The 22852-nt window shown below is 73.4% G+C and carries 21 protein-coding genes and 1 tRNA gene; 10 read left to right on the plus strand and 12 right to left on the minus strand.

Going from position 1 to position 22852, the window contains the following annotated elements; genetic code table 11:
• Positions 1-7: 7 nt before the first annotated feature.
• From V5O40_RS12795 to V5O40_RS12820, 6 genes are all read right to left on the minus strand, one after another.
• Positions 8-514, minus strand: a complete 507-nt coding sequence (locus V5O40_RS12795; RefSeq protein WP_332905632.1) for a GNAT family N-acetyltransferase — start codon at positions 512-514, stop codon at positions 8-10.
• A 104-nt stretch (positions 515-618) separates the two neighbouring features.
• Positions 619-1575, minus strand: coding sequence for a hypothetical protein (locus V5O40_RS12800; RefSeq protein WP_332905633.1), 957 nt, complete (start codon positions 1573-1575; stop codon positions 619-621).
• A gap of 69 nt (positions 1576-1644) precedes the next feature.
• Complete coding sequence (locus tag V5O40_RS12805) at positions 1645-2109, minus strand: DUF3263 domain-containing protein (protein WP_332905634.1); 465 nt, start codon at positions 2107-2109, stop codon at positions 1645-1647.
• 158 nt (positions 2110-2267) lie between these two features.
• On the minus strand, positions 2268-3281 hold the full coding sequence (locus V5O40_RS12810) for an ABC transporter permease subunit (protein WP_332905635.1): 1014 nt from the start codon (positions 3279-3281) through the stop codon (positions 2268-2270).
• Positions 3278-4288: an ATP-binding cassette domain-containing protein gene (locus V5O40_RS12815; protein ID WP_164448561.1), complete on the minus strand. Its 1011-nt coding sequence runs from the start codon at positions 4286-4288 to the stop codon at positions 3278-3280. The genes V5O40_RS12810 and V5O40_RS12815 overlap by 4 nt, the downstream gene beginning before the upstream one ends.
• Before the next feature lie 153 nt (positions 4289-4441).
• Positions 4442-5227, minus strand: coding sequence for a DeoR/GlpR family DNA-binding transcription regulator (locus tag V5O40_RS12820; RefSeq protein WP_269738482.1), 786 nt, complete (start codon positions 5225-5227; stop codon positions 4442-4444).
• 195 nt (positions 5228-5422) lie between these two features.
• On the opposite strand from V5O40_RS12820, the gene V5O40_RS12825 reads away from it, so the two are divergent.
• The 3 genes from V5O40_RS12825 to nagA are packed head-to-tail and all read left to right on the plus strand — an operon-like array spanning position 5423 to position 8456.
• Complete coding sequence (locus V5O40_RS12825) at positions 5423-6352, plus strand: SIS domain-containing protein (protein ID WP_332905636.1); 930 nt, start codon at positions 5423-5425, stop codon at positions 6350-6352.
• 41 nt (positions 6353-6393) lie between these two features.
• Positions 6394-7350, plus strand: coding sequence for an ROK family protein (locus V5O40_RS12830; protein ID WP_408631870.1), 957 nt, complete (start codon positions 6394-6396; stop codon positions 7348-7350).
• Entirely contained in the window at positions 7347-8456 is a 1110-nt protein-coding gene (gene nagA, locus V5O40_RS12835; protein ID WP_332905638.1) for an N-acetylglucosamine-6-phosphate deacetylase, read from the plus strand. Before V5O40_RS12830 ends, nagA begins: the two co-directional genes overlap by 4 nt.
• Before the next feature lie 16 nt (positions 8457-8472).
• Here nagA and V5O40_RS12840 read toward each other — a convergent pair whose 3' ends face one another.
• Entirely contained in the window at positions 8473-9681 is a 1209-nt protein-coding gene (locus V5O40_RS12840; protein WP_332905639.1) for a DUF4032 domain-containing protein, read from the minus strand.
• Between the two features lie 79 nt (positions 9682-9760).
• Between V5O40_RS12840 and V5O40_RS12845 the strand changes: the two genes are divergently transcribed.
• Together V5O40_RS12845 and V5O40_RS12850 are read left to right on the plus strand one after the other, a co-directional pair.
• Entirely contained in the window at positions 9761-10546 is a 786-nt protein-coding gene (locus tag V5O40_RS12845; RefSeq protein ID WP_332905640.1) for a phosphatase PAP2 family protein, read from the plus strand.
• A gap of 9 nt (positions 10547-10555) precedes the next feature.
• Complete coding sequence (locus V5O40_RS12850; protein ID WP_332905641.1) at positions 10556-11788, plus strand: APC family permease; 1233 nt, start codon at positions 10556-10558, stop codon at positions 11786-11788.
• 7 nt (positions 11789-11795) lie between these two features.
• On the opposite strand, the gene V5O40_RS12855 is transcribed toward V5O40_RS12850, so the two are convergent.
• Positions 11796-13577 carry a potassium channel protein gene (locus V5O40_RS12855; RefSeq protein WP_332905642.1) on the minus strand — a complete coding sequence of 594 codons (1782 nt, stop codon included), beginning with the start codon at positions 13575-13577 and terminating at the stop codon, positions 11796-11798.
• 100 nt (positions 13578-13677) lie between these two features.
• Here V5O40_RS12855 and V5O40_RS12860 point away from each other — a divergent pair, with 100 nt between their 5' ends.
• From V5O40_RS12860 to V5O40_RS12870, 3 genes are all read left to right on the plus strand, one after another.
• Complete coding sequence (locus V5O40_RS12860; protein ID WP_332905643.1) at positions 13678-14160, plus strand: MSMEG_6728 family protein; 483 nt, start codon at positions 13678-13680, stop codon at positions 14158-14160.
• Positions 14161-14191: 31 nt separating this feature from the next.
• A complete protein-coding gene (locus V5O40_RS12865) occupies positions 14192-15718 on the plus strand; it encodes a hydroxysqualene dehydroxylase (RefSeq protein WP_332905644.1) in 1527 nt (508 codons plus the stop codon).
• A 325-nt stretch (positions 15719-16043) separates the two neighbouring features.
• Positions 16044-16487, plus strand: a complete 444-nt coding sequence (locus V5O40_RS12870; protein WP_281582407.1) for an HNH endonuclease — start codon at positions 16044-16046, stop codon at positions 16485-16487.
• A 91-nt stretch (positions 16488-16578) separates the two neighbouring features.
• Here V5O40_RS12870 and V5O40_RS12875 read toward each other — a convergent pair whose 3' ends face one another.
• Positions 16579-17346 (minus strand): enoyl-CoA hydratase/isomerase family protein, encoded by a 768-nt coding sequence (locus V5O40_RS12875; protein WP_332905645.1) that lies wholly within the window; start codon positions 17344-17346, stop codon positions 16579-16581.
• 218 nt (positions 17347-17564) lie between these two features.
• On the opposite strand from V5O40_RS12875, the gene V5O40_RS12880 reads away from it, so the two are divergent.
• Together V5O40_RS12880 and V5O40_RS12885 are read left to right on the plus strand one after the other, a co-directional pair.
• Entirely contained in the window at positions 17565-18665 is a 1101-nt protein-coding gene (locus V5O40_RS12880) for a glycosyltransferase family 2 protein (RefSeq protein ID WP_332905646.1), read from the plus strand.
• The gene (locus tag V5O40_RS12885) at positions 18652-19767 is read left to right on the plus strand and encodes a glycosyltransferase (RefSeq protein ID WP_332905647.1); all 1116 of its coding nucleotides are present in this window, start codon (positions 18652-18654) and stop codon (positions 19765-19767) included. Before V5O40_RS12880 ends, V5O40_RS12885 begins: the two co-directional genes overlap by 14 nt.
• 23 nt (positions 19768-19790) lie before the next feature.
• Here V5O40_RS12885 and V5O40_RS12890 read toward each other — a convergent pair whose 3' ends face one another.
• From V5O40_RS12890 to V5O40_RS12900, 3 genes are all read right to left on the minus strand, one after another.
• Complete coding sequence (locus V5O40_RS12890; protein ID WP_332905648.1) at positions 19791-21431, minus strand: hypothetical protein; 1641 nt, start codon at positions 21429-21431, stop codon at positions 19791-19793.
• A gap of 73 nt (positions 21432-21504) precedes the next feature.
• Positions 21505-22386 (minus strand): hypothetical protein, encoded by an 882-nt coding sequence (locus tag V5O40_RS12895; RefSeq protein WP_332905649.1) that lies wholly within the window; start codon positions 22384-22386, stop codon positions 21505-21507.
• A 125-nt stretch (positions 22387-22511) separates the two neighbouring features.
• Positions 22512-22588: transfer RNA gene (locus V5O40_RS12900), tRNA-Thr, on the minus strand.
• Between the last annotated feature and the right edge of the window lie 264 nt (positions 22589-22852).

Consider the following 22852-nt stretch of genomic DNA (forward strand, 5'->3'; position numbering starts at 1 on the left):
CGCCCGGTCAGCAGGCGGCCACGTCGTCCAGCGAGATCTCGGCGTACACCCGGTCGTCGGCGTCGCGCAGCTTCGCGCCGCACTTCTCCAGCACGGACAGCGCGCCGCGGTTCTCCGGCGCGGTGTCCGCCACCACGGTCCGCATGCCGGCCGCCGCGGCCAGGTGCAACAGTTCCCGCAACGCCGCCGCGCCGATGCCCTGGCCACGGGCCGACCGACCGAGCCACATACCGACCTCGGCGACACCGGGCTCGTCCCGTCGGCTCATCCGGATCATGCCGACCACCTCGCCACCCGCCACGATCGCGTACATCGCACTACGGGTGGGCGCGTCCAGCCCGCCGAAGCTGGCCCGGTGGAACTCCCGGAACGCCTCCCGTCGCGCGTTCGACCAGCCGGCCGGCGCCTCCACCGGCGGCATCACGTCGGCCGGCTCCGCCTCGGCCACCGCCACCGAGAGCAACGGTTCGAGGTTCCGCTCGTCCACCGGCTCCAACCGGACCGCACCAGTCACGTGCCGCAGTCTTCCGCGCCCGGCGCCGCGCGTCCACCCGGTTCGGAAACGACCGGCCCCTCTGGCGGAGCGGACCGACCGGTCGGGTCGAATCGCCTCCCGGGTCACGCTCCGCGATCGTCCGGCCGGGCGAACTCGCAGTACACGGCGGAGGCGTCATCGGCCGCCTTGTGCCGACGCCGCCGGTCGGGATGGTCCCGTTCGGCGGCACGGACCCGGTCGATCAGCCCGTCCGGGCCCTCCGCGGCCACCACGTCCAGGAGGCTGGACCAGTCGAGGAGCCCGAATTCCTCGACCAAGGCGGAGGCACCGTCGGTGAGCAGCACGGCGCGACGCAACGCCGTGGGCCCGTGCCGGGGCACCGTGCCGACCACCGCGTGGTAGGCGGCGTCGGGATCGGCGGCGGCGACCCAGTAGCCGTGGGTACGGTTCATCCGCTCCCGCTGGGCGGTGACGGCACGCCGGAAGCGGGTGACCCAGTCGGTCGAATCGGGCAGCAGGTCGGCGGTTTCCCGTAGGTCGGCCGCCGAGCTGGCCAGCCGGTCGTCGGCCACCACGTCGACGCGACCACCGGTGTCGAGCACCAGCGGACTGTCACAGAGCACCAGGTAGTCGACCTGGTCGCCGCCGTCGCGGAGCAGGCACACCGTGCTCGACGGGGTGCCTGGGTGGTCGAGGTCGCACTGCTCGCCGTGGTCCGCACGGACCGCGAGGATCGCCGCGGCCAGGTTGCTCACCAGCGTCGCGGCCGGACGGGCGGCCTCCGCCAGACCGAGCCGGGCGGCCAGGTGCCGGACGTACCACTGCGGTCCGTGCACGCAGCCGGTGTCGAAGCCCTCCGGTACGGTGGCGCCGTCGAGCACCCCCACCAGCGGCCCGAACCGGAACACCAGGTCCTCGTTGACCGCCCGGCCGGGTGGCGGGGCGGAGGCGGATCGTACCCGCATGTCGGGGGCGGTCCCGATCACCGCACCCCGGCGGCGCTCGTCCGAGGCCGCCTCGGGCACGCCGGTCTCCGGATGCGCCGTTCGTCCCGGCTGCCTGGGCCCCCCGCCGCTCATTCGCCACCTCCCCGCGCCCCGGCTACCCATCGAGCACCGGACGACACGTCGAGATCGCAGACCTAGGGCCTAGCGGCGGCGGTTGCGGGCCCGGGAGGCGCGCAACCGCACCAGCCGACCCACCAGCACCGGGTCGGCGGCCAGCGCCGCCGGATTGTCCAGCAGCGCGTTCAACAGCTGGTAGTAGCGGGTGGCCGAGAGCCCGAACCGGTCCCGGATGGCCTGCTCCTTGGCACCGGCGTGCCGCCACCACTGCCGCTCGAAGGCGAGCATCTCCAGGTCGCGTTCGTCGAGCCCACCAGCCGGGGACGCTGCTCCGTCCGCATCCGCACCCGACCTCGTCGGTGCTTCCTCGGCGTCCGGCGGCGCGGTCGGAGGCTGCTCGGCCTCCGTCGACACGGCGGCCTGGGACGACGCGGGGTCGGAGGGGTGGTCCTGCGACGTCGACTCGACCTCGGGGGCGGACCTCGGCGGTGGCACCGTGACGGCGTCCGGACCGGTCTGCGCTGCCGGGGTGGCGTCGGCGGGCTGCATCGTGCTCCTCATCCGGGGGCGGCCGGCACGCTGGGCCAACCTGGCCCATCAGCCTAACGAGGGCCACCACCTGCCGCATCCCACCGACCGGTCCGCCGGTGCGACAAGGAGTGGCAGCGGCGGACCGCCCCGGCGGGGTCGGTCCGCCACCGGCCGACTCAGGTGATGTCGCGTCGCCGCATCGTCCACAGCGCCGCGCCGAGGAACAGCACGATCCCGACGGTGAACAGCACCGACGAGTGCTGCCAGGTGATGTCCAGGGTGGCCGGCTGGCACTCGCCGGTGTAGGTGGCGTTGCACGCCTGCCAGTCCTGGAGCGTGACCGTCTTCGCCATCCAAGCGTAGGCGTAGGTGGGCAACAGCCACGCCTCGGCGAAGCGCACCTGCGCCATGGACAGCAGGATGCCGAGCCCGATCTGGCCGACCACCATCACCGCGATCGCCCCGCCGAGCGCCATCGCGGTGTGCCGGCCGAGCGAGGCCAGGGCGAAGCCCACCGTCGCCGCGACCAGTGCCAGCACGATGCCGCGCAACCCGGTGATGAGGAACGACTGCCAGGTACCCGAGGTCATCCCCTCGGTGGTGCCGCGCAGGTTGGCGACCAGCCACATGCTGCCGAACCAGGCCGCCGTGGCGGGCAGCGCCAGCGCCAGCAGACCGGTGAGCAGCGCGCCCAACTTGGTCAGCAGGACGGTCAACCGTTTCGGCCGCCAGAGCAGCAGGTTCATCATCCCGCCGGTGTTCCACTCGGCACCCACGAACGAGGCACCGACCACGAACCCGACCAGCGCCAGAATCGCGGCGAGCGGGATCAGCATCTCGCCGAAGCTCTTCCGGAAGTCGAAGGTCGAGGGCAGGAACCACTCTTCCTCGATCGACTCCCGAGGCGGCGGCGTGATCTCGGCGCAGTCGGCAGGGTAGTAGTCGACGTTCTCACCCGCCGCCTTGGCCCGCTCGCAGTTCGCGCGCTCCTGTTCAGCCCAGCGGATCTGCTCCTGGTGCTGCTGGTCGGCGGCCCGCCGCGCCTCGGCGAGCTGGTCCGGGCCGATCTTCTGGTTGCTCAGGAACATGCCGGCCGCCACCAGGACCAGCACCAGCAGGCCACCGGCGGTCATCCAGCGGGCGAAGCGCCGCTTGGCCAGCCGGCGCAGCTCGGTACGGAAGAGACTCACGCGCCCCAACCTCCTCCGGCGGGTGCGGACGGTGCCGTCCCGTCGACTCGTACGGACTGGTCGACCTGCCGGTGCTGGCCGGGTACCGGCGCGGTGGCGGTCAGTTCGAGGAAGACGCTCTCCAGGTCGACCGCGATCGGTGCGAGTTCGCTGACGTAGAGGCCCTGCTCGGCAAGGATCCGGGTGACCGTGGCGGGCTTGTCCACCCCGGCGAGCATCAGATGATCGTCGTTGGCGGTGACCCGTACGCCGGCCCGGGTCAGTGCGGTGGCGGCGACCGGAAGGTCGGTGACCGCCTCCAGCCGCACCCGGACCGCGCCGGACGAGTGCTGGGCCAGCACCTCGTCGACCGGGCCGAAGGCGACCCGCCGGCCCAGCGAGATGATGGTGACCGAGTCGCAGATCAGCTGGATCTCGCCGAGGATGTGACTGGACAGCACCACCGTCATGCCGGCCTCGGAGAGGTTGCGCATGAGCGTGCGCATCTCCCGGATGCCGCCCGGGTCCAGACCGTTGGCCGGCTCGTCCAGGATCAGCAGTCGCGGGTTCTTGAGCAGCGCCGAGGCGACCGCCAACCGTTGCTTCATGCCGAGCGAGTACGTCTTGACCCGCTCACCGGCCCGGTCGCGCAGGCCGACCAGCTCCAGCACCTCGTCCACCCGCTGCTCGGGCAGGTCACCGGCGCCGGCCAGCAGCGACAGCGTGTCCCGTGCGGTGAAGTGCGGGAAGAACTGCGGGCTCTCCACGATCGCGCCGACCTGCGGTGCGACCTGGTCCAGCCGGTCGGGCACCTCGTGACCGAGGATCGCCATCCGGCCGCCGTCCGGCCGGATCAGCCCGAGCAGCGTCCGCAGCGTGGTGGTCTTGCCCGACCCGTTGGGGCCGAGGAAGCCGTGCACCTGGCCCGCCTCGACCCGCATGTCGAAGCCGTCCAGGGCGTTGCGGGTGCCACGGCGTCGACTTCGGTACGTCTTTCGTAGACCTTCGATTTCCAGGACAGCTGGCAAGCTGCACCTCCCCCGTTGGTGTGTGGGCGACGACGACACCATACGCGGTATGCAGCGGCAGGCAATACCCGGTATGCAGCGCCACGCCGAAAACGGGCACTTTCGATACCGTGAGCGTCGACGGCGCGACGCGACGTCAGCCGTCCGGGGCGCTCAGGCGCAGATGACGTGCACCCCGGCCGCGCGGAAGGCGTCGACCACCTCGGCGGCGGCCCCGGAGTCGGTGACCAGCGTCTCGACCCGGTCGACCGGGCAGATCCGGGCGAAGGCGTGACCGCCGAGCTTGGACGAGTCCGCGATGATCACCACCCGCTTGGCCCGCGCCACCATGAGGTTGTTCATCGCCGCCTCGCCCTCGTGATGGGCGGCGGCACCGAGGAGCGGATCGATGGCGTCCACCCCGAGCAGCGCCACGTCCAGCGTGACCTCACGTAGCAGTGCCCCGCCGAGCGGGCCGACCAGTTCGAAGGACTTCGGCCGCACCACGCCGCCGGCCACCACGACCTTCATCCGGGACCGGACGAGCAACTCGTTGGCGATGTTCAGCGCGTTGGTGACCACGGTCAACTGGGCACCGTCGGCGTTGGTGTTGAGATCCGGGCGCACCGCCAGCGCCCGGGCCACCTCGGTACTCGTGGTGCCGCCGTTGAGGCCGACCACCGTGCCCGGGGAGACCAGCGCCGCCGCCGCCGCGCCGATCCGCTGCTTCTCCGCCGAGTGCTTGGCCGTCTTGTAACGCAGCGGCAGGTCGTACGAGACGCCGTTGGCGACCGCCCCACCCCGGGTACGCGTGATCATCTGCTGCTGCGCGAGTTGGTCGAAGTCCCGGCGGATGGTCGCCTGGGAGACGTCCAGCCGCTCGGCGGCCTCCTCCACGGTGACCCGGCCCGAGTCGGTGAGCATTTCGAGCAGGGCGTTCCATCTCGCGTAGCGGTCCACCCCGGGCCTCCCGTGTCTGCACGATCGGTGCTTGGTTGCGTGCACACTAGTGCTCGAAACTACGAAGACGCAAAAACCAGCTCTGCTCGATCGCGGCCCCGGTTGCCATTTCCGATGGGTTTCACGCAGAATGACGCGCGAAAGACGGGATTAGCGAGCCGTAATGCGCAAGGCTCCGGCCTGCGAGGAGTTCTCATGGCGTACGTCCACGCGGAGATCGCGAGCCAGCCGGACTGCTGGCGCCAGGCGGGCCAACTGGCCCCGGCGATGCTCGACCGCCTCCCCCGCCCCGGTGAGCGGGTCGCCGTCGTCGGTTGCGGCACGTCCTGGTTCATGGCCATGGCGTACGCGGCCCGCCGCGAGGCCGCCGGCCAGGGCGAGACCGACGCCTTCCAGGCCAGCGAGTTCCCCGTCGGCCGTCACTACGACCGGTTGTTGGCGATCACCCGCTCCGGCACCACCACCGAGGTGCTGGAGCTGATCGCCGCGCTGCACGGCCGGATCCCGACCACGGTGCTGGTGGGCGACCCCGGCTCACCGGTGGTGGAGACCGCCGACGCCGCCGTCACCATGCCGTTCGCCGACGAACGCTCAGTGGTGCAGACCCGCTTCGCCACCACCGCGCTGGCGCTGCTCCGCGCCCACCTCGGCGACAACATGGACGCCCTCGCCGCCGACGCGGAGGTCGCCGTCCGGGCCCCGCTGCCGATCGATCCGAGCCTGATCGAACAGGTCACCTTCCTCGGTCGCGGCTGGACCATCGGACTGGCCCAGGAGGCCGCGTTGAAATGCCGCGAGGCGGCCACCTTCTGGGCCGAGGCGTACCCCGCGATGGACTACCGGCACGGCCCCATCTCGGTGGCCGCCCCCGGCCGGCTGGTCTGGGCCTTCGGCGAGTTGCCCGACGGGCTGCCGGAGGACGTCGCCGCCACCGGCGCGTCCTTCGCACACAGCCGCACCCACGGCTACCGCACGGTGCTCGGCCGGTGGGCCGCCGGGCGCACCCCGGTCGACCCGATGGCCGACCTGATCCTGGCGCAACGCTTCGCCGTCGCGCTGGCCACCAGTCGCGGCCTCGACCCCGACGCGCCCCGGCACCTGAGTCGCTCCGTGGTACTCACGTGATCGAAGAGGTTGCCGTCGCGCTCGACGTGGGTGGCACCGGGATGAAGTGCGCGCTGGTCGGCGCGGACGGGGTCGTGCGGCACGCCGAACGACACCCCACCGACGCCGGGCGCGGTCCCGCCGCCGTGGTCGAGACGATCCTGTCGGTGGCCGAGGGACTCGCCGGCAAGGCGTACGCGGACGGGCTCACGCCGACCGCGCTCGGCATCGTGGTGCCGGGCGTCGTGGACGAGGCACGCGGCGTGGCGGTCTGGTCAGCCAACGTCGGCTTCCGGGACGTACCCCTGCGCGACCTGGCGGCCGCGCGGCTCGGCCTGCCCACGGCGCTCGGCCACGACGTGCGTGCCGGCGGCCTCGCCGAGGCCCGGTTGGGTGCCGGCCGGGACACCGGACACGTGCTCTTCGTCGCGATCGGCACCGGTATCGCCGCCGCGCACGTGGTGGCCGGCAGGGCCGTCACCGGTGCGCACGGCGCCGCCGGGGAACTCGGTCACATCCTGGTCCGTCCCGACGGACCGGTCTGCGGCTGCGGACGGCCGGGCTGTCTGGAGGCCGTCGCCTCCGCGTCGGCCGTCGCCCGCCGCTACGCCGAACTCACCGGGACCGACACCGGCACGGCCACGACCCGGCGCACCGGCAGCGCGTCGGACGACGGGTCCGCCGCCGGGCCCGGCCGGGGACGGACCATGGTGACCGCCGCCGAGGTGGCCGCCCGGGCCGACGCCGGCGAGGAGGTGGCCGCCCAGGTCTGGCGGGAGACGGTCGAGGCACTGGCCGACGGCCTCGCCACCGCCCAGGCCCTGTTCGACGTGGCGACCATCGTCCTGGGCGGCGGCCTCGCCCAGGCCGGCGCCGGGCTGTTCGACCCGCTGCGTGCCGCGCTGCGGGACCGGCTCACCTTCCACCGGGAGCCGCGACTGGTCCCGGCCGTCCTCGGCGACGAGGCGGGCTGCCTCGGTGCCGCCCTGCTCGCCCTCGACCAGATGGAGACGCCATGACCGTACGGGTGAACGGCAAGGTGGTGACCCCCGGCGGGGTGATCTCGCAGGGCTGCGTCGAGGTCAAGGGCGACCGGATCAGTGCGGTCGCGGAGTACCCGTCGGTGCGCGACGGGCACTGGATCGTGCCCGGCTTCGTGGACATCCACAGTCACGGCGGCGGCGGGCACACCTTCACCACCGGCGACGCCGATCAGGCCCGGGCCGCGGCCGCGTTCCACCTGGGGCACGGCACCACCAGCCTGGTGGCCAGCCTGGTCAGCTCACCGTTCGAGCTGATGCGCTCGGCCACCGCCGCCTTCGCGCCGCTGGTGCGCGAGGGCGTGCTGGCCGGCATCCACTTCGAGGGACCGTACCTGTCCGCCGCCCGGTGCGGCGCACAGAACCCGGAGTTCCTGCGGGATCCCGCCACCGACGAACTGACGGAGCTCATCAAGATCGGTGACGGCGCGCTCCGGATGGTCACCCTCGCCCCCGAGCGGCCGGGCGCGCTGGAGGCGGTGGAACTGCTCACCCGGCACGGGGTGGTCGTCGCCGTCGGACACACCGACGGCACGTACGAGCAGACCCGCGCCGCCGTGGCGGCGGGCGCGACCGTCGGCACCCACCTGTTCAACGGGATGCGACCGGTGCACCACCGCGAGCCCGGCCCCGTGGTGGCGCTGCTGACCGCGCCGAACGTGATCTGCGAGCTGATCGCCGACGGGGTGCACCTGCACGAGGGAACGCTCACCTTCGCCACCTCGAACGCCGGACCGGAACGCTGCGCCCTGGTCACCGACGCGATGGCCGCCGCCGGCATGCCGGACGGCGACTACGAGCTGGGCGGCCAGGCGGTGACCGTGGCCGACGGGGTGGCCCGGCTCGCCCGGGACGGCGCGATCGCGGGGAGCACGCTGACCATGGACGCGGCGCTGCGCAGCGCGGTCGCCGCCGGTGCCTCGGTTCCCGACGCGGTACGCATGGCGTCCACCACGCCGGCCCTGGCCCTCGGCCTCGGCGACCAGGTGGGCACCCTCCAGGCCGGGCTCCGCGCCGACCTGGTGGTGCTCGACGACGACCTGGAGATCGTCCGGGTGATGCGGGCCGGCACCTGGGTGGAGTGACCCGGCAGCCGCTCGGTCAGCCCGTCGAGATCTCCACGCCGAGCACGGCCTGTTCGTCGGGGCGGTGCACCAGCACGTCCGACAGGAACGACTGCACCGCGTGGCGCATCCCCACGTCCCGGCCGGCCTGCTCGGAGAGCAACCACTTGTGCTCGATGATCTGGGCGAACAGCTCCTGCGGCTCCAGCTTGCGCCGCAGGTGCGCGGGTACCGCCCGGACCACCGGCTCGAAGACCTCAGTCAGCCAGCGGTGCGCGGCCTGCTGCTCGTCGGTCAGGTCGCTCTCCGCCCGGTACGCGTCGAGGTCGTTGAGCAGCTTGCGGGCCTGGTTCTCCTCGGCGTCCAGCCCGGTGAGGCGGAGCAGCCGACGGTGGTGGTACCCGGCGTCGACGACCTTCGGCCGGATGAGGTAACGGCCGTTGTCGATGCTCGACATGGCCACCTCCGCCACGTCGAAACCCAGCTCGTTGAGCCGGCGGATGCGCCCCTCGATGTCGTGCCGGGCCGCGCGCTCGACCTGCTGCTCGTAGGTGATCTCGTGCCAGAGCCGCTCGTAGCGCTGCACCACCTCCTCGCAGACCACCTCCGGGTCGATCGATTCGTGCAGCAGGCCGGCCGCCTGAAGGTCGAGCGCCTCGCCGAAGATGTTGACCCGGGCGATCTCCAGGTCCTCGCCACGCTGGCCGTTGGAGAGCACGCTGCGCAGCGCGCCGGTCTCGGCGTCGACCAGGTACGCGGCGAAGGCACCCGCGTCCCGCCGGAACAGCGTGTTCGACAGCGAGCAGTCGCCCCAGAAGAAACCGGTCAGATGCATCCGGACCAGCAGCGCGGCGAGGGCGTCGAGCAGCCGCCCCATCGTCGGTGGCCGCAGCGTGTGGGAGAACAGCGCCCGGTACGGCAGGGAGAACTGGAGGTGACGGGTGATCAGTACCGGGTCCAGCGGCTCACCCGCGTCGGACTCCCGGTCGGCGACGATCGCCACCGCCTTGACCGACGGGAAGTCGATGCGTTCCAGGGCACGCAGCAGGTCGTACTCCCGCTCGGCCACCCGCTCGCCGGTCTCCTTGACCGCGTAGACGTGCCCACCCAACTGCACGAACCGCACCACGTGCCGGGAGATGCCCTGGGGCAGCGCGACCAGGTGCTCGGCCGGCCACTGCTCCAACGGGGTCGACCAGGGCAGGTCGAGCAACGCCGGGTCGACGAGGGCCGAGGTGATCCGCACGGCGTCAAGTTTGACGTTTCCGCCGCCGGAACGCCTCCCTTCGTGGCTCGGCCCACAGTCGCCGGGCGTCGGGAGCACCGTGCGGGCCGGTAGCGTGATCGGGGTGCGGGAGACGACACCGGTACGCCGGAGCATCCGCCTGGCACCGGTACGCCCGGCCGGCTGGTGGTTCGACGCCGTCCTGCTGGCGGGGTTCGTGGCGCTGACCGCCGCGCTCGCCCGCGGCCAACTGCTCGATCTCGACCTCGCCGTCAGCGAGTGGGCCTTCACCCACGACCCGGCCCCGCTGTACTGGACCGCCCGGGCGTTCAACCTGCTCGGTCAGGGCGGCGGGTTGCTGCTGCCGCTCTCCGGCGCGCTGGCGGTCGCGGTGGCCTGGCGACGACGGACGATCCGACCGTTCCTGCTGGTCGCAGGCGCCCTCCTGGTCACCATGGCGACCATCGGTCCGCTCAAGCTCTGGACCGACCGGGCGGCACCCACCGCCTCGGTCAAGGAACCGTTCCTGCCTCCCGAGGAGGCCGTGCAGGTCTTCAACCACCTGCCGGCCGGCGCCTACTCGATGTCCTACCCGTCCGGACACGTGGCCAATGCGATCGTCTGGTATGGCGTGATCGCCCTGCTGCTGGTGTCGCTGACCGTCGGTCGGCTGCCGGCCGGCCTGTACCGGCTGGTGCGGTACGCGCCGCCGGGGATCCTGCTGGTCACCACCACCTACCTCAACTTCCACTGGCTCACCGACGGGCTGGCCGCGCTGCTGCTGGGGCTGCTGCTGGACCGGCTGTTGCACCGGGTGCCCTGGGACGACCTGCCGCTACCCGGCCGCCTCCGGCAGTGGGACGGGCCGTTCATCCGGTACCGGTAGGGTGCCGCCGTGGACCGACTCACGCGCCGGCTGGGAGTGCCGGACGCCGTCGTCATCGGTCTCGGGTCGATGCTCGGCGCGGGCATCTTCGTGGTCTTCGCTCCCGCCGCGGCGGCGGCCGGTGGCACCGGCCTGCTTGTCGCCCTGGCCCTGGCCGGGTTCATCGCCTTCTGCAACGCGACGAGTTCCGCCCGGCTGGCCGCCCGCTATCCCGAGTCCGGCGGCACCTACGTCTACGGTCGGAAGCGGCTGAACCCGTTCGCCGGGTTCCTCGCGGGCTGGGGTTTCGTGATCGGCAAGACGGCCAGCTGCGCGGCGATGGCGCTGACCGTCGGGGCGTACCTCTGGCCGGGGCAGGCCCGGCTCGTCGCGGTGCTGGCGGTGGTCGCGGTGACGGCGGTGAACCTGCGCGGCATCGGCAAGACCGCCGCCGCCACCCGGATCCTGGTGCTCCTGGTCCTCGCCGTGCTCGCGCTCGTCGCGGTGGCCGGTGCGGCGAGCGTCTCCGTCGACCGGATCGACCAGCCCGGTGGCACCGTCCGGGGTGTGTTGACCGCTGCCGGGCTGCTCTTCTTCGCCTTCGCCGGGTACGCCCGGATCGCCACGCTCGGGGAGGAGGTACGCGATCCGCAGCGCACCATTCCCCGGGCGGTGCCGTTGGCGCTCGGTCTGGTGCTGGTCATCTACCTGGTCCTGGGGCTGGTCGCCGTCGGCGTGCTCGGCGCGGACCGGCTGGCCACCTCCGCCGCGCCGCTGGCCGAGGTGGTGGGCGCGGCCGGACTGCCCGGCCTGGAGTGGGTGGTCCGGGCCGGCGCGACGGTCGCGGTGACCGGGGTGCTGCTCTCCCTGCTGGCCGGGGTGGGTCGCACCACGCTGGCGATGGCCCGCCAGCGGGACCTGCCGGCCGGGCTGGCCGCGGTGCACCCCCGGTACCGGGTGCCGCACCGGGCCGAGCTGGCGGTGGCCGCCGTGGTGATCCTGGTCGTGTTGCTCGGCGACGTGCGGGGGGCGATCGGCTTCTCCGCCTGCACGGTGCTCGTCTACTACGCCATCACCAACGCGGCGGCGTTGACGCTGGGACGGGAGCCGGAGCGGAAGCTGCCGGTGCGGGCACTAGCCGTGGCGGGGCTGGTCGGCTGCGTGCTGCTCGCCGTCAACCTGCCGCTGTCCAGCGTGCTCGCCGGCTTCGGCGTGCTCGCCCTCGGCGCCGCCTGGTACGCCCTCCGGTCAGCCCGCCGCTGACCGATCGTCACTCCGTCGCCTCGCGCGGCACCGGGGTGCCGGACGGCGGTGCCGGCTCCGGTGGTGCGACCTCGCGCAGCAACGCGTTCAGGCCGGCCCGGCGGGCCACCACGGTCAGCCGGTCACCGGCCACGATCACCATGCGGGGGTCCGGCGACCAGTCCAGGCGCTGCCCCGCCCGGGCATGGGCGAGCAGGCGGACGCTGCCGGCCCGGCCGACGGTGGCGAGCGTACGACCGTCGAGATCCGAGCCGGCGGCCACCGGAACCTCGGTGACCAGCAACGCGTGCCGGCCCACCGGGATGGTGGCGATCACCGCCCGGTCCAGCAGGGCGGCGGCGAACGACGGCGCCGCCAGGTAGGAGACGCTGCGCGAGGTGCCGATGCCGAACGCCCGCTGCACCCGTTCGGCGAAGTCGCCGTCGAAGAGCCGCAGCACCACCCGGAGCTGGTCGTCGAGGGCTCGGGCGTTGAGCGCGGCACGCAGGTTCGCCCCGTCATCCGTCGAGACCACCACCAACGCCTGGCAGGTCGCCACGGAGGCGGCCCGCAGCGTCTCCTCCTGCCCCGCGTCGCCCACCACCAGCGGTACGCCGAGCCGCCGGGCCAGCCCGGCACCGCGCGCGTCCGCGCTCTTGTCGATCGCCACCACCTCGACGCCGAAGTCGTTGAGCTGGGCCATCACCCGGGTGCCGATGTTGCCGAGCCCGACCACCACGACGTGGCCGGAACGCTCGGGCAGGATCCGCCCGGTGTGCATGGCCAGCCGGGCCTGCACCACCCCGTCGACCACCACCGCCGTGATCAGCGGGATCAGCGCCAGCCCGGCGAGGTTCAGCACCACCTGCATGACCTGCTCGGCGGCCGACTTGGCGGGGTCCGGATCCTGACCGCTCAGAGTGGTGACCAGGGTCAGGTAGAGCGCGTCGCCCCAGCCGACGTGCGCCGCGGTGGCATACAGCCCGCCCAGGGCGGCCACCATGGCGAGCAGCACCAGCACCGCGATACCGATCTTCCGGGTGGCGAAGCTGCGGATCGCCCGGAGCACCACCGCCACCGGCCGCCGCCGACGCCGCGCCCGGACCAGCCGCCGCGCGGCCAGCTCGGTCCCGGCGGGCCGGCCGACCGCCTCGGCGAGCACCACGTCGGCGGCCCGGTCGTCGGCCGGCAACACCAGATCCTGCTGGGCGTCGCGCGTGTCGGCCACCCCGCAGACGATCTCGCTGGGGCGTACGTCGTCGCGGCGGGCCACGTAGAGGGTGCGTCCGCCGTGCCGGAAGTGCGTCGGCGCGACCTCGCCGAGCGCGGCGGCCACGAAGGCCGGCGCGGCCATCGAGGCGTCGGAGAGCACCGCCGAGTCGGGGAAGATCTGCCGTACGCCGTTGGCCAGCCCGGTGTTGAACATCCGCACCACCAGGCGCAGCCGGGGCTCCACCTCCTGCGCGCAGAGCGCCGCGTGCATGTTTCCCACGTCGTCCTGGTGCAGCAGGGCCAACCCGGCGGCGTCGACCAGCCCGGCCCGGCGGAACGTGGCCTCGTCCAGCCGGTCGGCCCGGATCACCTCGATGCCCGGCAGGTCACGGCCGTCCGGCCCGGGGGAACGCCGACGCTCCGGCACGACCAGGGTGATCCGTACCCGGCCGGCCTGTGTCTCGCCGGCCAGCATCGTCCGCACCACCCAGTAGGCGAGCGGATCCTGCCCGCAGATCACGTAGTGCGCCCGGGACTCCCCGTTGGCCCGCAACCGGCGGCTGGCCCGCAGGGCCCGATCGAGCAGCGGCTCCGCCATGCCCCGCATGGTAGTCAGCCGGTCGCGGCCCGCGCAGTCCGTCATGATCGTGGCTGCCGCGACGCGGCATGTCCCGGCCGGCGACGGGTAGGGCAGCGGCATGCAGACCTTCCTGCCGTACCCGGACTTTCTGGCCAGCGCCCGGGCGCTGGACCAACGACGGCTCGGCAAGCAGCGGGTGGAGGCGATCCAGGTGCTACGCGGGCTGACCTGGCCCACGTACGGCTGGCGCAACCACCCGGCGGTGAAGATGTGGGCCGGGTACGAGGAGGCCCTGACCCGGTACGGGCTGGACGTCTGCGCGGTCTGGTGCGCGGCCGGCCGGGCCGACACCTGCGCCACCACGCTGACCGTCGACCTGGCCGCCGCCTGCGGCGTCGAGCAGGTCCGCACCCAGCAGGAGCTCGCCGTCGCCGGGGAACTGCCGCCGTGGCTCGGCCGAACCGAGGTGCACCTGAGCCACCGTTCGTCGCTGCTGCGCAAGGACCCGACGCACTATCGCCCCATCTTCGGCGACGACGTCCCCGACGACCTGGACTACGTCTGGCCGACCTCCGACCGCCCCCGCCGCTGCCTGCCCTGACCTGAGGGGCACACTGGGCCGGGGAGGTCAGATGACGCTGTCGCAGTTGGCCGGACGGTTCATCGGCGTACGTCGGCACCGGATCGACCCCGGCGGGGGTGGCGCCCCCCGCGTGCCGCGTCCGGTCACCGCCGTGGTCGTCGGCGGTGGCATCGCCGGCATGTCCGCGGCGGTGGTGCTCGCCGAACGCGGCGTCGAGGTGACCGTGCTGGAGGCCGCGCCCACCCTGGGCGGCCGGCTCGGCGCCTGGCCGGAAACCCTCGCCGACGGGACCGACCAGGTCAACGAGCACGGCTTCCACGCCTTCTTCCGGCAGTACTACAACTGGCGCAACATCCTGCGCCGGATCGACCCGGCGCTGCGGTTCCTGCGGGCCGTCCCCGGCTATCCGGTGCTCAGCGCCGAGTGGCCGACCGAGGAGTTCGGGCGGCTGCCCCCCGCGCCACCGGCGAACCTGCTCACCCTGCTCGCCCGCAGCCCCAGCCTGCGCCTGCGCGACCTGCGCCGGATGGATCGGGACGCGGCCCTGCCGCTGCTGACGTACAACCCGGTACGCACCTACGCCGAGTTCGACCACACCACCGCCGACGACCTGCTCGACTCGCTGCGGCTGCCCGACCGGGCCCGGGCGATGCTCTTCGAGGTCTTCTCCCACTCGTTCTTCAATCACGAGGCGGAGATGTCGGCCGCCGAGATGATCGCGCAGTTCCACTTCTACCTGCTCGGCAACCCGGAAGGGCTCGCCTTCGACTGCCCCGACGAGGACTACGCCACGTCGATCTGGAAGCCACTGACCCGGCACGTCGAGCGGCACGGCGGCCGGATCCGCACCGGCGAGCCGGTCACCGGTCTGCACCGCGACCCCGACGGCTGGCAGGTGCACAGCGCGCACGACACGTACCGGGCCGGGCACGTCGTGCTCGCCGTCGACCCGCCCGCGCTCGCCGCCCTGGTCGCGGACTCGCCGTCGCTTGTCGAGCAGGCCCCGGCCCTGGCGGCGGCGATGCCCGCGTACGGTCGGCCCGGCCCGCCGTACGCGGTCGCCCGCTACTGGTGCGACGGGGACGTCGATCCCCATCGGGCGACCTTCAGCGGGGTGTCCCGACAGGCCACGTTGGACTCGGTCACGCTGTACCACCGGCTGGAACGCGAATCCCGCCACTGGGCCGAGCGCGCCGCCGGCTCGGTGATCGAGTTGCACGCGTACGCCTGCGAGCCGGACGTGCCCGCCACCGACCTGGCCGAGCGGATGCGTGCCGAACTGGCGGTGCTCTGGCCGGAGACGACCCGACTGCGGGTACGCGAACTGCGGGCCCGGGTCGAGGCGAAGGCGCCCGCCTTCACGCCGGGCAGCCACGCCTGGCGTCCGGGGGTCCGCACCGACGCGACCGGCCTCTACCTGGCCGGCGACGGCATCAGCACCGACTTTCCCAGCGCCCTGATGGAGCGGGCGGCGGCCACCGGCATCCTCGCGGCGAACCACATCCTGCGCGCCGAGGGTGGTGCCGCCGAGCCGCTGCACTCGATCCGGCCGCGTGGTCTGCTCGCCCGGGGCTGACCTCCGGGTTCCAGGCCGGACGGCGGGCACCGCCGACCGGGCCATCGAAATGCGTTGCCGCCTCACCTCGGCCGCACCTACCGTGATCGCGCAAGGTCAACCGCCGATCCGGGAGTCCGTCATGTCGAGGCCGTACGCCACCACCGCCGTACCGGCGGGACGGCCGGGCTCGCGGATGCCCGGCGGTTGGCGCACCGAACGCCCCCTGGGTGACCGCCCCGGCTGACGCATACCGCCGCCCGCCGAGCCGCCCACCCGTGCCCGGGTCGGGCGGCTCGTCGCCGTCCGCCCGTACGTCCGTCACCGTTCGTGGAGGGAGACACCGGTGGACGCCGTCCTCGTCATCAACGCCGACCTCGGCCCGCTGCACCGGGTCACCGTCCAGCACGCGATCCGGATGCTCTGCCGCCGGGTCGCCGAGATCCACGAGGCCGTACCGGACCGGGTCATCGGGGTGTTCCCGGTGCCCCGGGTGGTCCGGCTGGTGCGTTACGTGGTGACCCGCTGGCGGATGCGCGCCGGCCCGGCATGGTCCCGGGCCGGGGTGTTACGCCGTGACGGCAGGTGCTGCGCTTACTGCGACGGGCCGGCCGACACCATCGACCACGTGCTGCCCCGCTCGCGCGGCGGCCGGAACACCTGGAAGAACACGACGGCCGCCTGCTACGCCTGCAACCAGCGCAAGGGGGACCGTACGCCGGCCGAGGCGGGCATGCCGCTGCGGCGCGTACCTGTCGTACCGAGCTGGACGGCACTGGCCGGGCGGTGACGGGCCGGCCGGCGGGCACAGGGGGCGGCGTCGGGCATCGCCCGGCGCGGCGCCCGCCGGCCCCCGGCCTGTCGGTCCGGGTGACCTGGTCTCAGGCCGGCGGGGTCCAACCGAATCGCGGTCCGCGGCGCTCGTGGAAGGCCGCCACGCCCTCCCGGGCCTCGTCACTGGCCCGCACCTGCTCGTGCCACCACGCCGTCCGATCCTCGTCCGCCCGCCCGTCGACGATCTCCTTGGCGGCGGCGGCGGCGACGCTGAGCTGCGAGCGCTCGGCGATCACGCCGGTGAGGCGGTCGACCCGGGCGGCCAGGTCGGTACCGGGCAGCACCTCGTCGACCAGCCCGATCCGCAGTGCCCGGTCGGCGTCCACCAACTCACCGGTGAACAGCAGGTACTTCGCCGCCGCCGGGCCGATCAGCCGGGCCAGCCGGTGGGTGGTGGGCGCCGGGTAGACCAGCCCCAGCCGGGCCGGCGGTACGCCGAACCGGGCGTCGGCCGCGGCTATCCGCAGGTCACAGGCGACCGCCAACTGGCAGCCGCCACCGATGCAGGCACCGTGGACGGCGGCCACCGTCGGCTTGGCGAAGCTGGCCAGCCGTTCCTCGGCCACCACGGCGATGCTGCCGTCGCCGGCCGCCAGCAGCTCGTCCAGGTCGCTGAGATCCGCACCGGCGCAGAACGTGCCGTCGGCGCCGGTGAGCACCACGACGCGGACCGCCGGGTCGGCCTCCAGTCCGTCGAGCAGCGTCGGCAGCCGCCGCCACATGGCCGGGGTCATCGCGTTACGCCGGCCCGGATTGCGGATCACCACCGTGGCCACCGCACCCGCGACCTCGACCACCAGGTCCGCGTCCGCCACCGCCCACCATCCCCTCGCCGCACCACGCCGTACGCCACCTGCGGCGACCTTAGCGACGTCACCCGCTCCGTCGGGCGGTGGGCCCGGTCCGGCGCACGCCCGATGCGAGGACCATCGCTGTACGCCTGAGCGCAGCCCGGCATTCACCTCGGGGCCGCCCGCGCCACCTAACGTCACCGTGCGCGCACGTCGTAGCCAGCACGAGTGAGCAGGTGGTCATGCCATCCACACCCGAGGTCAGCGTGGTCATCCCCACCTTCGCCCGCCCGGCGTTGGTGAGCCGCGCGGTGCGCAGCGCGCTCGCGCAGACCGTCACCGACATCGAGGTGATCGTCGTGGTCGACGGTCCGGACGAGGACACCGGCAAGGCCCTCGCCGAGATCGGCGACGCCCGGCTGCGCGTGGTCGAGCTGCCCGGCAAGGGCGGCGCGCCCAACGCCCGCAACACCGGCGTACGTGAGGCGCGTGCTCCATGGACCGCCCTGCTCGACGACGACGACGAGTGGCTGCCCACCAAGCTCGCCGCACAGCTGGAGCTGGCCCGCGGCGCCACAGTGGGCAGCCCGATCATTGCCAGCCGGCTGATCAACAAAACGCCCCGGGCGCAGTTCGTGATGCCCCGCCGGCTGCCGGAACCGGACGAGCCGATCTGCGAGTACCTCACATTGCGGCGCGGACTGTTCCACGGCGACGGGTTCATCCAGACTTCGACCATCATGGCGCCGACCGAGCTGCTGCGCCGGGTGCCGTTCACCGTCGGGCTGCGCCGGCAGCAGGAACTGGACTGGACCGTACGCGCGATGAGCCACCCGGACGTCGAGCTGCTGGTCGCCGCCGAGCCGCTGGTGCTCTGGCACCAGGACGAGGACCGGCCACGGATCAGCCTCAGCTCGCCGTGGGAGGCCCAGCTCGAGTGGCTACGCGGGATCCGTCCACTGATCACCCCACGGGCGTACGCGGCGATCACGATGAGCATCATCAGCTCGATGGCCGCGCCAACCCGCAGCTTCCGCGTGTTCCGGCTGCTGCTCGACGAGGCGCGCCGGCACGGGCGGCCCGGCTTCGTCGACTACCTGACGTTCCTGCAGATCTGGGTGCTTCCGCCGCAGCTGCGACACCGGGTACGCGACCGGATCCTCGGCCGTGGCCGGCGCGGCGGTCCGCCCTCGCCGGGCCAGTCCACGAGCACCGGGCCCGATGCCGGCCGGCAAGTGCCAGGTGGCGCGGCGACCCAAGCGGCGGGGACCTCCGCCGGCACGTCGACGGAAGCGGCCGGCACCGCCGGGACGCCGGGAATCGGGGCCGATGTCCGGCGATAGGGTCGCCGTGATCTGGCGCAGCTGCCTGCTACCGGGCTCGGAGACGTTCGTCCGCAACCAGGCCGACGCGCTGCCCACCTGGCGTCCGGTCTACCTGGGTGCCGTCCGGGTGGTCTCACCGCTGTCCCGGGACAGCGACGTGGTGCTGTGCCCGGACACGCCGCGTGGCCGCCGCGAGTGGCTGCGGTTGCGGCTGACCGGCGGGTCACCCCGGCTGCGGCGGATGCTGGCCCGGCTACGCCCCGGGGTGGTGCACGCGCACTTCGGCGGCGACGGCTGGTTGGTCAGCCGGGCCGCCGAACAGCTGGGCATCCCGCTGGTCGTCACCCTGCACGGCCTCGACGTCACCCGGCAGGCGGCGGCACCCGGTCCGCGCGGCGCTCGGCACCGGCGGAACCTGCGGACCATGTTCGGTCGGGCCGCGCTGATCCTGGCCGTCTCCGGGGCGATCCGGGACCGGGCGGTGGCGCTGGGAGCGGATCCGCGGAAGGTCCGCGTCCACCACACCGGGGTGCCGGTGCCACCGGAGCCGGCCGCCGGGCCGAAGCGGTGGGACGTCGTGTTCGTCGGCCGATTCGTCGAGAAGAAGGGGGTCGAGGATCTCGTCGAGGCGCTGGGCATGCTCTCCGAACTGCGGCCCCAGGTGCTGCTGGTCGGCACCGGGCCGCTGCACGAGCGGGTGCGTACCCGCGCCGCACAGTTGGGCGTGGACGCGACCTTTCCCGGCGCGCTGCCACCGCCCGAGGTGATGCGGCACATCGCCGAGGCCCGGCTGCTCGCGGCACCGTCACGCACCGCGTCGGACGGCGACACCGAGGGCCTGCCCACCACCATCCTGGAGGCGTTCAGTCTCGGCGTGCCGGTCGTCTCGACCTACCACAGTGGTATCCCCGAGGCGGTCACCCACGAGGCCAACGGCCTGCTCTGCGCGGAAGGCGACCGGCCGGCCCTCGCCGCCAACCTCCGCCGCCTGCTCACCGACGCCGCACTGCGCGACCACCTCGGCAAGGCCGCCCGCCACCGCGCCGAGACCGACTTCGACCTGCACCAGCAGACCCGCCGCCTCGAATCCCTCTACGACTCCCTGCTGCCCCCACCCTGATCCGACACCCGTCGGTGGGACCGTCAGTCGGTGGGTCGGAGGCGGCGGACGGCGGAACGGGCGGTGCGGGCACCGGCCAGCAGGAGCCGTCCGGCCCGTGCGGTGGGGGTGCCGTGCAGCAGTGCGACGATCCGGCGCAGCCGTTTCAGCTCGTCGTCGCGCTCGGTCAACGTCCGTTCGTACCAGTCCTGAAGCGCGCGCGCCTCGGACAGCTCGCGGGCCAGCCGGTCCCGGTCCGTCAGCAGTTCCCGCCAGCCGCCGGCAGCCGCACCCACCACCTGGTCCACCGACGTCCCCGGCTCCCGACCGGACATCGTGGTCAGCATGGCGGCCAGCTCACCGGCCGGCCAGAGGTCGGCCAGCCCGGCGTCGACCAGCCGGGACGCCAGCCGCCGCAGCACCATCGTCGGCTCGCCGGCCCTGGTGGGTCGGTGCCAGGTGCCGGCCGGGGTGACGACCACGGCGTCCGCGGGCGTCCCCGCCGCCGCACCGCGCTGCCAGGCGGTGAGCAGCGCCCGCACCGCCGGCAGGTCCCGGCGCAACGTCGCGGCCACCACCAGATCCTCGACGGTACGCCCCGACGGGACGGTCTCGCCGTCGGTGAACCGCCACCCACCCGCCGGGTCCCGGCGCACCTCCCGGAGCCGACCGTTCAGCACCAGCAGCGCCGCGGGCGGCACCGCCCCGGCCCGGTCGGCCTCAGGATCGGCGTGCGCGACGGGCTGATCCGCCGGCGTCGACGGACCCGGCAGGCGTTCGCCGAGCAGCACCCAGGCCGGCGCGAGTTCGACGGCGATCCCGTTCCGGACGGCGGATCCGGCCAGCCGAGCCGGGTCGGCCAGCAGCGGTGCGACCGGCACCGGGCCGTCGCGTCCGGTACCGGGGTCACCCGTCCTTCGGTCGCCGTCGCCGAGCTCGGCCTGGTCGCCGGGGACGGCCCGATCGCCAAGGACGACCTGTTCGCTGAACACCGCCTGGTTGCCGAGGACGGCCTGGAGAAACCCGGTCAGGTCCGGGTCGGCCAGCAGTTCCGGGTCGAGCAGGGCGGCCGGCGCGACGGGGGACGGAAAGACCGCCCAGGCGCCGCCGATCCGCAGTCCCGACGCCGTCATGCGGGCCCGCAGCCGGTCGGGGCCGGCCGGGCGGGTGTCGTCGTACTCGCCGAGCGACCCCCAGTCGGAGTCGGTGCTCGGCGGTGGCGACGCCAGCAACCGGTGCAGCCCGAGCGGGTTCTCGGCCCCGAGCAGCAGCCGACCGCCGGGCCGCAGCACCGACACCAGCAGGTCGAACGCCTCGCCCCAGGACAGCTGCGTCCCCTCGACCGAACCGAGGCGCTCCAGCCCGTCCAGGGCGACCACGCTGTCGTACGCGGCGGTGCCGGCGAGCTTCTCCGGGCCGCCACAGCACACCCGTACCCCGGTCGATCCGGCGTAGCGGGCAGCCAGCGCCTCGGCGTCGGGCAGTCCTCGGACCAGCACGGTCAGGTCGGCCGAGGGCAGCGCGTCGAGCAGCTGGGGGTCGTGTGGCCCGACCACCAGCGTGCGGCCGGACACGACGGACAACAGGGCCGCCAGTTCCGGACCGCGTACCGGGCCGGGGCCGTGTGCGCCGTCGAGATCCGACCAGCCGAGCATCTCGCCACCGAGCAGCTGCACCTCACTCATCGCCCCACCTCGCCGCGCTCGGCGTCACGACGAGTCGCCCCACTGCGCTGAATGATTCGCTCGCTGCGCTCGCTCATCGGCCAACCTCCGTGCCGTGGTGCTCGTCGGCGGATCGGACCGTGGGGGCCGGGTGCCGACCGGTGGGCTCGGGCCAGCGGAACAGCCGGCGCAGCTCGGCCGGTGCCAGCAGCCGGTCGGCACCCAACTCGGCGACGGCCAGGGCACGGGCGCTGTCCGGGTCGACCTGCGGGCCGTGCAGGCTCGCCCACTGGCGCCGGATCCGCGGCTGACCACCCCAGATCGGCGCCTCACCGGCCAGCTGCATCGGATCGCCGTAGACGGCCGGCTCACAGCCGGCGAGGATGCCGTAGAAGACCGCGCTGCACAGCCGGTTCGAGGCGACCCGACGATGCCGCCGCAGCTCGGCCAGTTGCCGGTGCAGGAAACCCGGGTCGAGGTCACGCCAGCGACCGCCCCGGTAGCCGTGGCAGATCACCCGGAAGCCGGCCCGCTCGTAGTGCTGGCGCACCCGGTTGGACCGGTACTCCTGCCAGTAGAGGCAGACCGTCACCGGCCCCGGTTCGACGGCCCGGATCTCGTCGATCAGCCGGTCGTGGTCACCGACGACCCGCTGCCCCTCCCAGCCGTGGAAGGGGTACCAGATGGCCCCCTCCCGCCGTCGCGGGTCGTCCGGCTCCATCGCCAGCAGGTACGCCCACGGAGCGCCGACCACGTACGTCTGGCGGCGACCCAGGGACCAGGCCCGCCGCCGGGTCCGCTCCGACCACAGGAACAGCGGTACGCCGGGTACGAACTCGTGGTCGTACGCCATGCCGTCGCCGATGTTCCAGCCGTGCTGGAGGTAGCCGCGGACGCGGGGCGGGTCCCGGTCGTCGAGCCCGCAGTAGCGGGCCAGCACGTGGGAGTGCCCGTAGTAGTGGTTGGCATGGTGCACGGTGGCGGGCGCCCCTGGTCGTGGTGACGGGTCACGGCGTGACGGGTGGAGGCGGAGCCTAACCGGCCCGTCTGAACACCCGGCCACGCCGAGATGTCCGCCCGGTGTGCCACGCGTGATACGGATGGAGCCCCCGGCCGGGATCGAACCGGCGACATCCCGCTTACAAGGCGGGTGCTCTGGCCAGCTGAGCTACAGGGGCGTTGTGTCGTGGCCAGCATAGCGACCGACGTCCGGTTTTCCTGCTCGGCAGGGGTCCCGAGCATGGGAAACGTCAACATCCCGACGCGTGGACGTCGATTCGTGTCCGACCGTGCCCGAGTGACCGGTATGCGAATGCTTCGGAACTACCGGTCGACCATGGACCTTGGCATCGTGGCCAAAGCCGTTTACCGTGCAGTGACACGGCCGACACGGGTTCGCCCCGCGCTGGCCGTGGCGCCGGTACGGGCACCCGTGCCGGTCG

The organism is Micromonospora palythoicola (genome assembly GCF_036689795.1).
GTDB classification, from domain to species: Bacteria; Actinomycetota; Actinomycetes; order Mycobacteriales; family Micromonosporaceae; genus Micromonospora; species Micromonospora palythoicola.

Coding starts and splice junctions, on each gene's coding strand:
- V5O40_RS12800 (WP_332905633.1), bottom strand. CDS start 1,575: ATGAGCGGCGGGGGGCCCAGGCAGCCGGGACGAACGGCGCATCCGGAG.
- V5O40_RS12805 (WP_332905634.1), bottom strand. CDS start 2,109: ATGCAGCCCGCCGACGCCACCCCGGCAGCGCAGACCGGTCCGGACGCC.
- V5O40_RS12825 (WP_332905636.1), top strand. CDS start 5,423: ATGGCGTACGTCCACGCGGAGATCGCGAGCCAGCCGGACTGCTGGCGC.
- V5O40_RS12830 (WP_408631870.1), top strand. CDS start 6,394: ATGAAGTGCGCGCTGGTCGGCGCGGACGGGGTCGTGCGGCACGCCGAA.
- nagA (WP_332905638.1), top strand. CDS start 7,347: ATGACCGTACGGGTGAACGGCAAGGTGGTGACCCCCGGCGGGGTGATC.
- V5O40_RS12855 (WP_332905642.1), bottom strand. CDS start 13,577: ATGGCGGAGCCGCTGCTCGATCGGGCCCTGCGGGCCAGCCGCCGGTTG.
- V5O40_RS12860 (WP_332905643.1), top strand. CDS start 13,678: ATGCAGACCTTCCTGCCGTACCCGGACTTTCTGGCCAGCGCCCGGGCG.
- V5O40_RS12865 (WP_332905644.1), top strand. CDS start 14,192: ATGACGCTGTCGCAGTTGGCCGGACGGTTCATCGGCGTACGTCGGCAC.
- V5O40_RS12880 (WP_332905646.1), top strand. CDS start 17,565: ATGCCATCCACACCCGAGGTCAGCGTGGTCATCCCCACCTTCGCCCGC.
- V5O40_RS12885 (WP_332905647.1), top strand. CDS start 18,652: ATGTCCGGCGATAGGGTCGCCGTGATCTGGCGCAGCTGCCTGCTACCG.
- V5O40_RS12890 (WP_332905648.1), bottom strand. CDS start 21,431: ATGAGTGAGGTGCAGCTGCTCGGTGGCGAGATGCTCGGCTGGTCGGAT.